This is a genomic window from Pseudoalteromonas sp. SWYJZ19 (assembly GCF_015864375.1).
Lineage (GTDB): Bacteria > Pseudomonadota > Gammaproteobacteria > Enterobacterales > Alteromonadaceae > Pseudoalteromonas > Pseudoalteromonas arctica.
Map to the genome: position 1 here is coordinate 85,574 of NZ_JADYXI010000009.1, position 16,533 is coordinate 102,106.

The 16,533-nt window shown below is 37.3% G+C and carries 13 protein-coding genes and 2 pseudogenes; 7 read left to right on the forward strand and 8 right to left on the reverse strand.

Annotation, left to right across the window (positions count from 1 at the left end):
- Window positions 1-13: 13 nt before the first annotated feature.
- Window positions 14-436 (forward strand): thiol-disulfide oxidoreductase DCC family protein, encoded by a 423-nt coding sequence (locus I6F45_RS10900; protein ID WP_197160466.1) that lies wholly within the window; start codon window positions 14-16, stop codon window positions 434-436.
- A gap of 102 nt (window positions 437-538) precedes the next feature.
- Window positions 539-817, forward strand: coding sequence for a peptidylprolyl isomerase (locus I6F45_RS10905; RefSeq protein ID WP_008171402.1), 279 nt, complete (start codon window positions 539-541; stop codon window positions 815-817).
- A 526-nt stretch (window positions 818-1,343) separates the two neighbouring features.
- Here the strand turns inward: I6F45_RS10905 and I6F45_RS10910 are convergent.
- The gene (locus I6F45_RS10910) at window positions 1,344-4,301 is read right to left on the reverse strand and encodes an NACHT domain-containing protein (protein ID WP_197160468.1); all 2,958 of its coding nucleotides are present in this window, start codon (window positions 4,299-4,301) and stop codon (window positions 1,344-1,346) included.
- A 133-nt stretch (window positions 4,302-4,434) separates the two neighbouring features.
- A pseudogene (locus tag I6F45_RS10915) lies at window positions 4,435-4,572 on the reverse strand (IS4 family transposase); the annotation flags it as partial.
- Between the two features lie 148 nt (window positions 4,573-4,720).
- On the opposite strand from I6F45_RS10915, the pseudogene I6F45_RS21615 reads away from it, so the two are divergent.
- Both I6F45_RS21615 and I6F45_RS10920 read left to right on the forward strand, forming a co-directional pair.
- Window positions 4,721-5,039: pseudogene (locus I6F45_RS21615) on the forward strand (hypothetical protein); the annotation flags it as partial.
- A gap of 144 nt (window positions 5,040-5,183) precedes the next feature.
- Complete coding sequence (locus tag I6F45_RS10920) at window positions 5,184-5,663, forward strand: hypothetical protein (protein ID WP_197160470.1); 480 nt, start codon at window positions 5,184-5,186, stop codon at window positions 5,661-5,663.
- Window positions 5,664-6,225: 562 nt separating this feature from the next.
- On the opposite strand, the gene I6F45_RS10925 is transcribed toward I6F45_RS10920, so the two are convergent.
- The 5 genes from I6F45_RS10925 to I6F45_RS10945 all read right to left on the reverse strand — a co-directional run bounded on the left by I6F45_RS10925 (window position 6,226) and on the right by I6F45_RS10945 (window position 10,045).
- Window positions 6,226-6,891: a DsbA family oxidoreductase gene (locus I6F45_RS10925; protein ID WP_197160471.1), complete on the reverse strand. Its 666-nt coding sequence runs from the start codon at window positions 6,889-6,891 to the stop codon at window positions 6,226-6,228.
- A 121-nt stretch (window positions 6,892-7,012) separates the two neighbouring features.
- Window positions 7,013-8,233 carry a M24 family metallopeptidase gene (locus I6F45_RS10930; protein WP_197160472.1) on the reverse strand — a complete coding sequence of 407 codons (1,221 nt, stop codon included), beginning with the start codon at window positions 8,231-8,233 and terminating at the stop codon, window positions 7,013-7,015.
- Window positions 8,234-8,306: 73 nt separating this feature from the next.
- Entirely contained in the window at window positions 8,307-8,918 is a 612-nt protein-coding gene (locus tag I6F45_RS10935) for a flavin reductase family protein (protein ID WP_165728372.1), read from the reverse strand.
- Window positions 8,919-8,927: 9 nt separating this feature from the next.
- Window positions 8,928-9,650 carry an SDR family NAD(P)-dependent oxidoreductase gene (locus tag I6F45_RS10940; protein WP_197160473.1) on the reverse strand — a complete coding sequence of 241 codons (723 nt, stop codon included), beginning with the start codon at window positions 9,648-9,650 and terminating at the stop codon, window positions 8,928-8,930.
- Window positions 9,647-10,045: a thiol-disulfide oxidoreductase DCC family protein gene (locus tag I6F45_RS10945; RefSeq protein ID WP_197139333.1), complete on the reverse strand. Its 399-nt coding sequence runs from the start codon at window positions 10,043-10,045 to the stop codon at window positions 9,647-9,649. The genes I6F45_RS10940 and I6F45_RS10945 overlap by 4 nt, the downstream gene beginning before the upstream one ends.
- A 120-nt stretch (window positions 10,046-10,165) precedes the next feature.
- On the opposite strand from I6F45_RS10945, the gene ppc reads away from it, so the two are divergent.
- A complete protein-coding gene (ppc, locus tag I6F45_RS10950) occupies window positions 10,166-12,811 on the forward strand; it encodes a phosphoenolpyruvate carboxylase (protein WP_197160474.1) in 2,646 nt (881 codons plus the stop codon).
- Window positions 12,812-12,970: 159 nt separating this feature from the next.
- On the forward strand, window positions 12,971-13,897 hold the full coding sequence (gene cdd, locus I6F45_RS10955) for a cytidine deaminase (protein WP_197160475.1): 927 nt from the start codon (window positions 12,971-12,973) through the stop codon (window positions 13,895-13,897).
- Window positions 13,898-14,082: 185 nt separating this feature from the next.
- On the opposite strand, the gene udp is transcribed toward cdd, so the two are convergent.
- Window positions 14,083-14,838, reverse strand: a complete 756-nt coding sequence (gene udp / locus I6F45_RS10960; RefSeq protein ID WP_007582384.1) for a uridine phosphorylase — start codon at window positions 14,836-14,838, stop codon at window positions 14,083-14,085.
- A gap of 464 nt (window positions 14,839-15,302) precedes the next feature.
- Between udp and I6F45_RS10965 the strand changes: the two genes are divergently transcribed.
- A complete protein-coding gene (locus I6F45_RS10965; protein WP_166420019.1) occupies window positions 15,303-16,412 on the forward strand; it encodes an arginase family protein in 1,110 nt (369 codons plus the stop codon).
- Window positions 16,413-16,533 lie beyond the last annotated feature (121 nt).

Genomic DNA, 16,533 nt, shown 5'->3' on the forward strand with positions numbered 1-16,533 from the left:
TAAGGAAGGTGTTATGAGCGATGATGCAGCTACAATAATGCTTAATCAAAAAATTATATTATTCGACGCGCAATGTAAGCTTTGCAGCGCGTGGTGTAATTTTATTATTACTCACGATACACAGACTACTTTTAAATTATGCAGTGTGCAATCTCCAAAAGGTGAATTGCTATTAACGCATTTTGGTTTTTCAACAACTGAGTATGCCTCAATGGTTTACCTAGAAAACGGCAAAGCGTATACACAAAGTCACGCTTTTTTTAACGTTGTTAAGCAACTTGGTTACCCATACAAACTAGCAAACGCATTTAGTATTTTGCCAAATAGGTTTAATAATTGGTTATACGATAAGGTTGCTTTAAACCGCTATACCTTATTTGGCAAATATCAGTACTGCAGAATTCCCACCCCAGATGATGCTAAACATTATTTATAAATTAGGCGTTAATACACTGTAGTATAAGTAGATGCTAGGTTTATGGGGTTGTGTTAAAATCGCCGCGTTTAATTTTAGCTAACGGTATAAAAGGCTTTTTTCATGGCAAACACAGCACATGCACTTCACATTTTGGTTAAGCACAAAGAGATTGCAGAAGATATTATTAAGCAATTAGGTAAAGGTGCAAAGTTTCAAACCTTAGCTAAAAAATACTCATCATGCCCATCGGGTAAAAAAGGCGGTGACTTAGGTGAATTTGGACGCGGACAAATGGTCCCACAGTTTGATAAAATTGCATTTAAAGGTGCAATTTTAGAACCCCACCTAGTTAAAACTAAATTTGGCTGGCATGTAATTAAAGTACTTTATCGTACTTAATTACTCGCAATTAAATACGTCATCCTCGGTAAATATAAAATAAGAGTAGTAATGCTTGCTATACGTTACTTTTAACTGAGTTTGACTGACCAATTTGGGCATTGACGCCGTTTAGGAAGCGTTTATCTAGCCACCCATTGTAATCTAGTTTATTTCATTTTTAGCTAACGATTTGCAAAGTAATTAGAGTGGCTGTCATTCTAATTTTTACTTGCAAGAGTTTATCTAAATCTAATGTCAGCTATCAGCAAGGATAGCTGACATTAGAATATTTATCCTAAGGTGCTAACGCCCCCAAAGTTATTTCGCATGCTTATAAATCAATGGAAAATTTCACTCAGCCACAATATCTTAAATTTAATGATTAAATGGCTCATGCCGCTATTGTTAAAAAAGTTGAGTTACAATTTCTACTTATCGATACTGATTATAGCGATCAATATAGAATATTACTTGGTCAAAAATACTAAGAAAACAGCATACATGCTTGGTTTGAGTTTTTATTGAATAACCATCAAAATTTTTATCAACTTAGTAATTCAACAATTTGTTCGAACTCAAGACAGCTATCATTTTCTTCCATAATTTTTCTTAAATTACTATACTTAGGATTGATATAATACTTTTTATCAGGTTTACTATTCTTACTTTTAACATACTTTGAAAGAATGACTTCACACTCTATTAAACGACTAAAGAACATTGCTCGATGTTTTGTTTGTCTATGAATATTGAGAACTAATTTTTCTCTAAAAGAGCTATTACTCCAAAATAAACTTAATACCTTCTTTAAATTAGCTCCTATATCCTCTTGATTATCATTACTTTTACTTACTATCTCGTCTAAAATAACACCTAAACCTGAAGTGTCACATGAATCAGTTTGAAAGTTTTCAGCACTAAGATTAGTTTTTAAGCCAGAACGATGAAGGGGCTTCTTAAACCATGAGTCCTTAAAACAAGATTTAGAGTTAAAATTGCATGCAGAGAAGTATTCATAGTTTTCGAAATAACAATTTTTAAATTCGAGATCACTGAAATCAAATGTTGGTTTAATATTACCAGCAGGGTGAAGATCAATTAAATTAAAGTCACTAATTTGGTCGGCTCCATTACCATGTATTAGTTTTAGTAAATTAGTATTACTCTTTCTATCTTTAGACTCACTTATTGATAACAAGAATGTAAATAATGCTGAACTTACCTTACGTAAATCATAATCCGAGAAATAGTTTAACTCCTTAATTTTTGAGTTGATGAACTCCCAAATGAAATCTTTTAAAGAATCTTTTACTTCCCGGGAAAGCCTTTCTTTTACATTAAATACAAAACTTCCGTCATAATTTAAATATTCCTTAATAATATTGATAATGTCATCTTCAACACTATCAATATTCAAGCTATTAAAAAATCTAACTAGTGCAATTACTTTGAAGTATTCATTAAAGAAATCATATCTAAACTGTAATGTATTATTTACAGTATCAAAAGCTAAAAGAGGATGTGCTTTAAATTTGTCAACAGCCGCTTCTGTAAAACTAGCACTAATAGCATTATTAACTTGGTTAAAATGTTCGCTATGTACAACACCATTGAATCTATGTGCTATATAAATAAATAATTCAACTTGTTTATCTATATCTGTGTTGTTTAATTTAATTATTTCTCGTTCACATACCTTGAATATAAGATAATCATTTGTATGCTCTAACTTCAGTAAACTTGAAGATTTACTTTCTTTTGAACTCACGTTACTTAGCAGATTATCCTTTATCATATCTAAAACATAAGGAATAAATATATCTTCACCTTCATTACTAAGAGCGAAGCTATCAGCCTGTGCCATTGCTTTTTTAACTTTACTAGGTTCTTTAAAATGTTTACTAAAATATTTGTTAGCAAGCACTTTATCAAACGGTAATAAAGAGATCGTGTCTATATTAGATGAAACAATCTCTTCACTCCAAAAATAGTCACGGCAAGTTATAATTACTTTGGTCTTAGCAAGGTTTTCTGAATATCCTGTAAAAATAGACTCTATCAGCTTAGCTATATTAAATTTCGTGCCAATTTTTGCAATAACTTCATCTATACCGTCTAATGCAATAATTAAGTCTCCATGATCAACGGAAAGCTCAAGTAAATTACGATTAAACCTATTTTGTACATCATTTTTTTCAGCTACAATTTGATAAAAATCAAAAATATTATCTATTTTTGGATTTCTCATTATTTCATTAATTATTTCATGAGAACTAATGAAAAGTATATTTGTAGAATCCTTATTATTTTTATGAATAGAATCAAGAAAGTGTTTCACAACTGTGGTTTTACCAATTCCCCCCGCACCTTTAACAACAAGTAATGGCGCATTTTCACTTTGATACCACTCAGCCAAAAGGATATCAGCAGTTTTTTCATGTGATATGGTAGTGTAAGGTTGAATATAATCATTGATATTAAAGCCCCCTTGATGAAAGATGTCAGGGTCAAACAAATCACTGTACAACTTTTTAAGAGCAAACTCTTCTAAATAATAGACCTCTATATCACTACATTCAGCACTAAACATTTGTTTCAAACGATTCTTATCTACTTGCCCTTTTCTTTTATTTAGCTCATCAGTAAGAAGTATGGTTTTCCCTTCTTTGAGGCTATATCTAGCTTTAATATCTTGGAAGGACTTAGTTTGAGTTGTATAGGCGGTAAAATATATAAAATTAACACGTTGGACGTACTCTCCAGATATTTCAAAAATTTCATATCTGAGTCCAGATGTATTACTTATCTCTTTAATTGGGCAATTAATTGTAGAATTAGGGAAAAACTTTGCTTTAAATAACTCTACTACCTTTTCAATACTTGTTTCTTTTAACGGGTAATGAAAAGAGCCTTGGCTTTTAATCTTGCTAATTAAAATGCTCGACTCATCTCTACTTGCATTTACATTTTCAGGTGAACCATCTGGCTTGTTCTTTCTAACGGGGATACTCCCTTCTCTAAAGCTCTCATTGCCCTGAAGTAGTTTGGTAAGTTCTAAAATATATGGAGCGATTCCAACCCTGATAACAAGAACTTCATGCCCTTTAATTTCAGTTGTGCATACTTCGAAAAATGACTCTATATTATCTAATGAATGAGATCCGTTGTATTCAGGAATACTTCTAAAGCTATTTTTTAGTTTTTTGATAAGTGTATTTTTAAATTTAGGCAAATCATTAAATATGGAAAGATTTTTATCGTTTATATCTATTTTAAAGTTCTGTGTTAATTTTGTTGTTTCATCAAAACCAATGATAAAATATTTTGTACCACTTCCAGATGCTTCTGAATTGAATAATGCGGCAAAGTCTTTTAAAAACTCTCCCCACCCTTTTCCTATTTTATTCGTATCTGATTCAGGCCAGTACCAATAAGATTTATATTCTAACCAGATTTTTTCATCTTCATTTTCAAGCAATTGAGAAACAATACTATTTAACATCTATAATCCTTTAAATCAAAAATTCAATGATACGCTTAATATCCTATGTTTTAATAATACATTTAAAATCATTGGATTACATTAAGTCTATCTCTTTTTATGGTATTTTGTACCTCTGTGGGGTCCCCCCCCCCCCAACAAGCAACCTCATTATTTGAGCTAAACTACCATTGAAACTGAGTTGGTATGGTAAATAATCACTTTTTAATGTGTGGCACATTTTTACCATCTGGTATCGCACCATATTATAAGTAAGCAATACTCCCCACAACGAAATTAACGTGACACTCATCTTAATTGGGATAGCTTTGCTTGTTCAGTTAAGATGCCTGTCTTGCTTAATTTAGTTTGGCGAATTGGCGTGTCTTGGGGTATTAAAAATTAACAAAAATTAACAAGACACCCATCCTAAGTTTTTTCGAAAAAGCCAACAAAAACAGCATGAAGAGTGCATTATTATAAATAATGAATCACGCAAAAAGCTGAGCTATGTAGACAAAATGAAAGTAAAAATAGATAGCCCAATGGGGCGACGATAGCTGTTTATTAAAGAATGGCAAACGACTAGGCTGTATTGAACCGGCTTTCCTTCAAATAAAAAACGGAATGTTACAGTGAATAAAGGAATGAATAAATTGACCTTACGGGGTCAAACAAAAGTGAATGCCTTACTTCACGCTGCGGCAACTGTATTGTCTTGTTCATAATATAGAAAAATTGCAAAACATGATGCATTAAGAAGGGTAAGCCCTTTTACCCTAAATAAAAGCCACTCAAACACGCGAAATCCCTTCCAAAACACCAATTGAAACAACACCAAACCAGCTTTTTATATTCTATGAAAAACACAGTAATCGATTGAACCAAAATAGGAACTCAGCTATGGTTTATTTATCAATAAAAACAAATAAAAAACGAGTTAATCTACAGGCTCGTTATATTTCAGGGAAGGTTTGGGTGTATAAATTAAGTTTTATATTTTTTATTCTATTTAGTAGTTTTGTTAATGCTTGTGGTGAAGATACTGAATATTCTCCGATATTTGAATTAGGTGAAGTGAAGGAAAAATATATCAACCCATCAAAACTTTTTATCCCCATGCAAGTTAATAAAATGGAATTAGCAACCGTGCACTTTCAAGTTGGTAAAGACAATGATTTGGTTTTACCTATTCAGTTTTATGCAAATGCAGAATACCCAGAGATACATAAAGAAGGTTATGCTACTGTTTTTCATACCATCACTGAAGCTAGCATCCCAGATATTACTGTACATGCAAATTATAAATACCCAATTGGTCCAAAAGGCGAAATATCCTTTTGTATCCATTCGGAGAGCTTTAAGCTTTCTGAGTTAAACTGAAATATAACAAGAGACTATGGCGTCAACACAGAATTAACGTGACACCCATCTTAATTGGGATAGTTTTGCTTGTTCAATTAAGGTGCCTGTCTTGCTTTATTCTTCTATATAAATTAGCTGTTTATGTGCGTCGACACTCAAATAAGTTACTGTGTCGGATGGCGCTTTGCTTATCCTACCACCATTTTCAAATATATTTAAAGAGTGGTGGTTACCCTCTCTGCCAGGCTAGTTGTCTAATATTGAATATTCGTTGGGTTTAACTTAAATTTTTACGCAGACGAAAATAGCGTTGCCTGAGCGTTCTGCCCTTCAGCTGAAATTAGTTGAGAACTACAGATACCCATCCTAATTTTTATAAAGTGAAGTTCATTTACGAGAATCTTAGAGGCTGTGTTAGAGATAAGTCGCTTGTGATGTTACGAATAATCACACGCATTCAGTGCTGTATGTTGTCGATAAAATATCAAATAAGTTTATAGTAAGTTGATTATTGTTCGCTTGCCTATACGCAATAGAAAAGGCTGCAATGTGCAGCCTTTTGAAGTGTTAAACAACAATTTTACTCGCAAGCGTCTTGCTTGGCTTCTTCTTCACTAATTTGTTTTAGTGCTTGAATGAATGAGTCGCTTGGTTGTCCGCCAGTAAGCGCATATTTATCGTTTATGATAAATGTAGGGACAGAAGTAATACCCATCTGTTTAAAGTTGTCTTGCTCTTGGCGTACGTCTTGTACGTATTTGTCTGAATGTAGAATGCCGCGCGCAGTTTCTTTATCAAGACCTACATTTTCAACAACGTCCAGCAGTGCTTCTTCTTGATTTAAGTATTTTAAATCAGTGAAGTGCGCTTCAAAAAAGGCGAGTTTTAACTCGGTTTGCTTACCTTCTTCACGTGCCCACATTAATAAACGATGCAAATCAAAGCTGTTGATCATGATGCGTTTGCCATCAAAATTAAAGGTAAATCCAGCACGTTGACCTGCTTCGAACATGTTTTTACGATTTTCGTCGCCTTGCTCTTCACTTAGGTTGTACTTTTGCATTAAATGTTCGTTTAAATCCTGACCTTCAATTGGCATATCTGGATTTAGTTCAAAAGGATGCCACGTAATATCTGCGCTCATTTCGCCTTTAAGTTGCTCTAGTGCAGTTTCTAGGTTTTTATAACCCACTACACACCAAGGGCACATTACGTCTGAAACGATATCAATTTTAAAGTTTTTCATATTTATCCTTTTGAGGATTGCTTATAACTAAGTATAAAAAAGGATATTGGGACGAAGTATGCATTATCAATCCTCAAACTAAAAAGAGCAGCTAAACAGCTGCTCTTGAAGGTAATCAGTTTTAAGTGTTAAGCCCAAATGGGTCGTCGATGCTATGGCTAGGCTCTGTAAACCAATGAGGGCCGTAGTCGGTCATATAAAAATGATCTTCTAAACGCACGCCAAATTCATCGGGTATAACTAACATTGGCTCGTTACTAAAGCACATGCCTGGGGCTAGTGGGGTTTTATCACCGCCAACTAAGTATGGCCATTCGTGAATATCTAGCCCAATGCCGTGACCCGTTCGATGCGGGCAACCCGGTGTTTGATACAGCGGGCCTAACCCTTGCGCTGCTAAATAGTTACGTGCGCCTGCATCTACGTCTTCGCAGGTAGCACCAATTTGTGCTGCATTAAATGCGGCCATTTGCGCTGCTTTTTCGTGATCCCAAAACATGCGTTGGCGCATTGTTGGCTCGCCAAATACATAGGTACGGGTTATATCTGATAGGTAATCGTGCACTTTACAGCCGGTATCAATTAATACCATATCGCCTTTTTTAAGCACTTGCGCGTCTTTAACACCGTGCGGAAAAGACGTTGCAACACCAAATAAAACAATACAAAAATAGTTACCTGGCGCGCCTACTTTTTGATGTGCTTGCTTTATAAAAGCTTCTACTTCGGTGGTGGTTATTCCCTCATAAAGCATGCTTGCTGTGGCTTGATGTACGGCTAAGGTCATATCCATCGCGCGCTGCATTAAGCTAAGCTCGTGAATTGATTTATGCATACGGCAATGCGCTGTTACAGGTTGTGCGTTTATGAGTGTTAAACCTGTTTGCACTTTATTAATGCCGTCGAATATAAAAAATTGCGCGCTTTCATCAATGCCAATGGTTGCGTTTTCATTAATGTTTAGTTTTTTTAGTACTTCGACAAAAAGTGCATAAGGGTTTTCGTGCTCTTGCCACCCATGAATAGGCCCATCTATTACTTTAAACCCGTTTAATGAGCCAATCTCAAAGTACGGTGCTATATATTGCACGTCACCAAGGGCGGGTAATATTGCGCCAACCATGCGCTCGCTCGCGTACCATTTCATACCTGTAAAGTAGGTTAGGTTGGTGCCAGCGTTTAAATAAATTGCATCTATGTTGTTTGCAAGCATATACGCTTGCGCCTTGGCTATGCGCTCTAAATGTTCGTCAGCAGCAATAGGGGTTAGCGTTTGCGTCATATTACTTAGGCTTGCCAGCGCTTGCTCGCTTGATTGTGTACCAATACCTATGGTGGTCATGTTTTTCTCCTTGGTTTTTAGGCATTGTGCGCAATGTGAAAAGGGAATTCAATTTTATGAGATAACATGCATGCTAAGGTTTTTTTGCATAAGGCAGGCGCATTAATTTATTACTGGTGTGGTAGCTATCAAGCCCGGTTACTGCCACTGTTTCTATTGCTTGTAAATCTAAAAAGCCATCACTTTGTAGTGCCGCTTTATCTACATATACATCCATAATTTCGCCAATAACAAGCTCGGTACCATTGATGGCTAAATGTTGGTTTTCTACAAATTTAACCGAGTACTTTAAACGGCTTTCTTGCACAAAAGGCGCTGCAAAGTCGTTTAAGTACTCAGGTGTTAAGCCTGTAGCGTCAAACTCAGACTCGTCTTTATCGTAACGGGCTGAAGTTTGATGAGCTTGCTTATAAATCGACTTATTCACTTGATTAATGGTGTAAGTGCCCGTTTGTAAAATATTTTCAAACGTATGACGCGGCACACTGTGAGGGCGCATAATCATTGCGACTAACGGTGGGTTAGCCCCAAGGTGAATAACCGAACTTACAATCGACAAGTTGGTATTGCCGAGTAAGTCTTGCGTGCCAATTAAATTAGCGCTTTTAAAACCCGAAAGAGAATTAATTAAATGTGTACGGGTATGTTTTTCAAGTGCGTCTATTTGCGCTTTAGTAAAATGCATTAAAAGTCCTTACCACGGTATTGTAGAGCCTTGCCAGTCTAAATAAGCAGGCTCACCGTTTAGTTTTAAATCAGGGTTATTGTTTGTTAATTCAAATAGTTGCTTGGCTACAAATTCAGGGGTAAATAATTTGCCTTCAGGTACATTCTTTTGAAAGGGCTTTGAAAGTGCTGTATCGGTAGTGCCAGGGTGAAACAGAATGAGTTTGGTATTTTTAGCACGACGAGCAAGCTCTATAGCAGCGGTTTTAAATAGCATGTTAAGCGCCGCCTTAGATGCGCGGTAAGTATACCAACCACCTAATTTATTGTCGTTTATGCTGCCTACGCGCGCACTTAATGCAGTAATAGTACACTGCGTTTTGTGGGTTAACAGCGGCAAAATACTCTGCAAGCAAAGTATGGGAGTTAGGGTGTTTGAATTTAGAAGTTGGCTAAAATACTCAGCGTCTAAATCCTCCATCTTTTTTTCAGGCATATGGGTTTCGTTGTGCAGTGTACCATTGAATATAATAACTTGTTGTATATCGGCATTTTGCTCTTTTAGGTAATTAGTAACGCGCGCTAAACTTTGTTTTGTGTAGTCAGTATGCAGGTGGACAACACTTGAGCCAGATTCAATACTTTTTGAACTAATACAAACGATCTGATGAGTAGGCGTGTTTATTTGTAGATGTTCTATATATGCATTTGCTATGGCACTGCTTGCGCCGAATAAAACAATAGTTTTCATTTATCACCTTTTGCTTTTAGTCCACATTGGCCATTACTGCACTGAGTATTTGGCATTAAAAAGCGACTGATGGGGTGCCGATACTTAGCAAATAATAGGTATCCGCAGTCAGCGAAAAAGCGAATTATTGGCAAGCGAAAAATTTTCAACCAGCCGTGTTTACCCACTATTTTCCATGCTTCGTAAGTTATATCAAGCCCATAAATCATTTCACCTGATTGCTTTTGAGCTTGAAGGTAGTTCATTGCTTTGTCTTTATCAATATACGGGTAGCGCTCACTGAAGTCGCTCGCGTTAAGATCTTCAAGCGTAATTAAGTTTTTGTTATCAGCGTGTTTTAGTTGCTGCATTTCGGTACTACAAAGAGGGCAGTTACCATCGTAAAAAATGATCATGTGAATGCTTTGTGATTATTTTATATATACTTTTTTACGACAAGACATTGCAAATGGATCTATTAAATATCTCTTCATGATGATATTAATAGTGTCCTACGAAAAAATGGAGACTGATAAATGAGTGAACAATACGCCGCCTTGCGAGGTAATGTAAATTTACTAGGGCAACTACTAGGACAAACAATCAAAGATGCCCAAGGTCAAGCGATTTTAGATAAAGTGGAAGAAATTCGTGCTTTATCAAAATCATCTCGCAGTGGTAACGAAGACGACAGACAAGCGCTAATAGATGTTTTACATGCGCTTAGTGATGAAGAGCTTTTACCGGTTGCCCGTTCATTTAATCATTTTTTAAACCTTGCTAATGTAGCAGAGCAATTTCATACCGTTTCGCGTTTTAACGACGTTGGCCTTGGTCAACAAAACCCTCTCACTCAAACATTAAAAACGTTAGCTACAAAAGCAGAACAAGGCCAGTTAGACAGTAATCATTTGGCCGAAACACTCTCAAAACTCCACATAAACTTAGTATTGACCGCCCACCCAACCGAGGTTACGCGCCGTACTATTATTAACAAACACGTTGAACTTAGTGATTGCTTAGCATCGCTTGAGCGAAAAGATAACTTGCCGCAAGAGCGTGACAATATTTTAAATCGTATTGAACAGCTGATTAGCCAAGCTTGGCATACCGACGATATTCGTCGTTCTCGCCCAACGCCTGTAGATGAAGCTAAATGGGGCTATGCAGTTATAGAAAATAGCCTTTGGCACGCCGTTCCGCGTTTTTTACGTGAGTTTTCAGCTAATGTTAAAGACCAGCTCAGCTTGGAGTTACCAATAGATTACAGCCCAATTGAGTTTACGTCTTGGATGGGAGGAGATCGTGATGGTAATCCGTTTGTAACTTCGCAGGTTACAACAGAGGTACTTGATCATGGTCGTTGGATGGCACTTAATTTATACATTCAAGATTTAAAAACATTATGTGCTGAACTATCAATGTCAGATGCCAGTGATGAGCTTATTGAGCTTGCAGGGCAAGAGTTTGAACCTTACAGAGCAGTAATTAAAAAGCTTAAAAATCAAGTTGCAGAAACAGTGGCGCACTTAGGTGCTAAAATTAAAAATAAGCGTAGTGATTCACAAGACTTAATTACTAATATTAATCAGCTTAAGCACCCAGCAGAGGTGTGCTACCGCTCATTATTAAAGTGTAATATGAAAGTAGTTGCCGATGGCCTATTGCTTGATTTATTGCACCGTATTAATAGCTTTGGTTTGCGTTTAGCTAAACTTGATGTGCGCCAAGATTCATCTCGTCACGGCGATGTGTTTTCAGAGCTGACTCGTTATTTAGGTTTAGGCGACTACAACCAATGGCAAGAGCAAGACAAACAAGCGTTTTTACTTGCCGAGCTTAACTCACGCAGACCGCTTATTCCAAAACATTGGCAACCAAGCCCAGATGTGCAAGAAGTGCTTGATACCTTTGATGTAATTGCCAAGCAAGACGAAGAAACATTTGGTTTGTATATTATTTCGATGGCGCGAACAGCATCAGACATTTTAGCAGTACAGCTATTGCTAAAAGAAAGCGGCTGTAGCTTTGATTTACCTGTAGCGCCGCTGTTTGAAACACTCGACGATTTAAATGCAGGCAGTGATGTAATTACTACATTGCTTGATAATGTTTGGTATCGCGGGCACATTAAAAACACGCAAAATGTGATGATTGGTTACTCTGATTCAGCCAAAGATGCCGGCATGATGGCAGCAGGTTGGGCGCAGTACGAAGCAATGGATAAATTAGTACAGCTTGCTGATGCACGCGGTATTGAGCTTATTTTATTCCACGGACGTGGTGGTACAGTAGGACGTGGTGGTGCACCCGCTGCGCAAGCGCTTCACTCACAACCGCCTGGTTCATTAAAAGGGGGTTTGCGTGTAACAGAGCAAGGCGAGATGATCCGCTTTAAATTTGGTTTACCCGATGTAGCACTGCAAAGCTTAAATATTTACGCTGGCGCAGTTCTGCAAAGTAACTTATTACCGCCGCCGGAGCCAAAACCGCATTGGCGCGAAGTAATGAAGCTAATAAGTGAGGAGTCATGTGAGCATTACCGTAATGTAGTTCGCCATGATGAAAACTTTGTACCTTACTTTAGAATGGCAACACCTGAGCTTGAACTGTCTAAGTTACCGCTTGGCTCGCGTCCTGCAAAACGTAATCCTAATGGTGGCGTTGAAAGTCTACGTGCTATTCCATGGATTTTTGCGTGGAGCCAAAACCGTTTAATGCTTCCTGCATGGCTAGGTGCGTTAACAGGCTTAAAAGCTGCGCTTAATAAGTACGGCGCAGAAACCCTAAACGAAATGAGCTTACAGTGGCCGTTCTTTAGATCGCGCCTAGAAATGCTAGAAATGGTATTTAGTAAAGCCGATTGTTGGTTGAGTGAGCATTATGATAATGCGCTGGTGGAAGATATGTACAAACCACTGGGTGTAACACTTCGTAAAGAGCTTCAAGAAGCCATTAGCTTGGTACAATCACTTAGCCCGCAAAAAAGCCTACTAGCCGAACAACCTTGGATTAAGGAGTCGATTAGTTTACGTAACCCGTACACCGATCCACTTAACTTACTACAGGTTGAGCTTTTACGTCGTGCTCGCTCAGAGGAAAAACGCAACGAAGGTGACATTGATAATGCATTAATGATCACGATGACAGGTATTGCAGCAGGTATGCGTAATACCGGCTAACATGTTATTTTGTTAGGTATACCAATTAATTATTTTGTTGGGTATATCAGTTAAAATTAAAGGGAGCACGCGATGTGCTCCCTTTTTTGCGTTTAATAACCTAGCAATTAGCGGCTTAACCTTTTAAACTACTTAGCCATTGAATAATTAAAAAATGTTATGGCTTCAGCAACTTTTACTGTACAGCAAGATACAGCACTTACAAATTCTCACATCACATTAAACTTAGCGCAAACAGCGTCATTACGTAGTCAATTAAAATCACAACATGGCATATTAAATTCTAATAATATTAAAGCGTTATGCGCACAACTCAATGTGTCTGATGATGCATTATTACAAGGTTTAGTACCTTTGGCTTCTGAGTATGCTGTTGCGCCGATATCAGATTTTCATGTAGGCGCAATTGTTAAAGCACTTGATGAAAACGATGAGGTAAACTTTTACTTTGGTGCAAATGTAGAGTTTGATCATCAAGCATTGAGTTTAGTGGTTCATGCAGAGCAATCGGCTATAAATAACGCATGGTTAAACGGCGCTAAAAAAATAGTTAAAATAGCGATTAGCGATGCACCGTGTGGATACTGCCGCCAGTTTATGAACGAACTCGCTGATGCGAAAGAGTTTGATATTTTATTGCCAGAGCAACACTTTAAATTGGCAGAATTACTGCCGCACTCGTTTGGGCCGACTGATTTAGGTAACGCGTTTAGCTTGTTTAATCCAGAGCCTCACCAGCAAGTATTTGCAAATGATCAACTAGATGAAAAACTAGCAAGTACAGCATTAAACGCATACGTACCCTATAGTAAAAACTTTAGTGCAGTAAAAATTAGTACATTTGAAAATGGTGATTTTTACGGAAGTTACGCAGAAAACGCAGCGTACAGCCCAAGCTTGTCGCCACTACAAAGTGCACTTAGCCAATTATTTATCGCAGGGCTTAGCTTTAACGAAAGTACAGTAAAATCAATTACACTTTTAGAAACCGCAGGCCATGAAAACCAAGAGGGTGTAGCACGTGCTGTACTTGCAAGTTTTAAAAATCTACCGGCAATAGAAGTAATTAGCGCTCAGCTAAAATAACCTCTTAAAAACAATAAAGCACAGGCAAAGCTGTGCTTTATTAAAATGCGCCATTCTATCGAATTAAATAACTCACTAACTGCGTTAAAAATTATTCATATAAGACAACTATACTTCATAATTTTTGCCTTGTTACTGAGCCATTTTCTTATCGTTATAATAGCCCATTAATAATAGAATCCGTATTAATCAAGTAATACTTTAGCCGCTTCTAATACTACCGCTACAGATTTACGCTCAATTTCACCATGGTCAACATTTGGTATTTCTTGGCGAGTACGATTAACAAGTACGCCTGCTACACATGCTGCTTGTAAACCAAGGGCTGCACACATAGTGAATAATGTTGCTGATTCCATTTCGTAGTTCATCACGCCCAGTTTTTGCCACTCTTCGCAGCTACCTTGTAGTGATTTAGGAACGTAACCAGAATGCGTATCGTAACGCTCTTGTCCTGGATAAAATGTATCGCTTGATGCTGTAATACCAATGTGGAAATCGATATTTAAGTTTTTACATGCTTGTACCATAGCTTGTGTTGCATAAAAGTCAGACACAGCAGGGTAGCTAAGAGGAGCAAAATGCTGGCTTGCACCGTCTAAACGTACAGACGCTTGGCTAATTAAAATTTCGCCTTCGTTGATATGTGGCTGAATCGCACCGGTTGTACCAATACGTAAAAATTTACGCACGCCAAGTTGTGCTAATTCTTCTACTGCAATCGACGTAGATGGACCACCAATACCCGTAGAACAAACAACCACCGAATGGCCGTTTAGTTGACCTAAGTAAACATGAAACTCACGAGTTTGAGCAAGGCAGGTTGGGTTGTCTAGGAATTGTGAAATGCGTGCAGCACGATCTGGATCGCCCGGTACAATCGCAAGTTTTGCACCTTTAAGATCGTCAATACATAGTCCTAAGTGAAATACCTTTTCCATAGCTAAGCCTTTTTATAATAAATTGTGTCAATCTAGCATCATTGCTAGAAACGTTTATCAAGTACAGGACGATTGTCCGTTTTATCTTAACTCCTCCAATTAAACCTTAATAATTTTAAGTACTCATTTGATTTATTCACCAACTATGAATATTCAATCAAACACTTATATTCGCAGCTCCGTTACGGTGTTGACTTGTTCAAGCAGACATAATAAGTATCACTCAAGCGCGTAACTACAATTTAAAAGTTGATTGCCGAATCATTTAAATACCATTTAAATTCATTTGCTTATGGCTTTGTTGATTGCATGAAAGTAAACGTATTTATTTACATTAGGCACTCACTTATTTAGAAAAACGAAATTTATTTGAAGTTTAGGCATTTTTAGTAATTTTGCATAACTAATCAAAAGTAATCGAAACTAATTAGCTGCGTACAGAACAAAAACCGAAGGAGTTTACTATGAGCACACAATTTGAAGCATTTAAAAACAAAGTTGAACACTATTTATGTTCACCAGGCGATGGTGTATTTACAGTAAACACTGCTAAAGAGCGCAAAGCCGCACTACGTAATAAGCTTTATGGGCAAACCGAAAACGTAGATTCACTTTGGCGCGACTCTTTAAATGAGCTACCAAATTCTCCACATAAAGCCGTAATGTTAGGTATTAGCTCAGACTGTGGCGGTGGTATTTTACGCGGCGCAAATTGGGGGCCGTTATTTGTGCGCTCAGCATTAATTGATCAGCAGCCGCAGTGTCATTCGTTTGATTTAGGCGATGTACGTGTAATCCCACATTTACTTCACGATAAATACTTAAACGATGCAACTATTTCTAATTGCCAAAAAGCCCTATACGGTAATGAAGATAACGACTATTACGTAAGTCCGTTATCAATCACAGAGGATGTATGCGACAGCTTTTACGCAACATTTAAAGATAAAGGCATATTTGGTATTGGTGGCGATCACTCAATTAGTTACCCACTTACTAAAGCGTATTTAAAGGCAAAACGTGAGCAAGGTAAGCGTACCGCTATTATTCACTTTGACGCGCATACCGACTTACTTGTTGAGCGCTTAGGCATAGATTTATGTTTTGGCTCGTGGTGTACACATATTTTAGAATTTTTACCGGCACCGCATCATTTAATTCAGTTTGGTATACGCTCAAGTGGTAAGCCAAAAGCGCATTGGGAAAGTACATTTGGTGTTAAGCAGCACTGGGCACATGAAATTATTGAGCGCGGTGCAGCGGCCGTTGCTGCTGATGCAATTGCACAGCTAAAAGCCGATAACGTTGATGAAGTTTACGTAAGCTTTGATATTGATGCGCTTGATGCCGAGTTTGCATCAGCCACAGGTACGCCAGAACATAATGGTTTAACACCACAGCATGCGCTTGATATTTTATCAGCTATTGCGGATGAGTTTCCGATTACGGGTGCTGATATGATGGAAATAGCCCCCTTTACCGACAGCTCTTTAGTGGGTCAATCAAGCTCTGAAACAACACTTAGAGAAGGCGCCAAAATTTCAGCATTTTTAATTAGTGCGATGAACAAGTAAGCTGTAGGTGCTATAAATACTAGCACTATCAGCGTATAAGTGTGCATTACATGACTAAAAACTAGCAGTTCATAAAGCCTCAGCTATATTTATTAAACACATATAATGAGTTGGTTGAGGC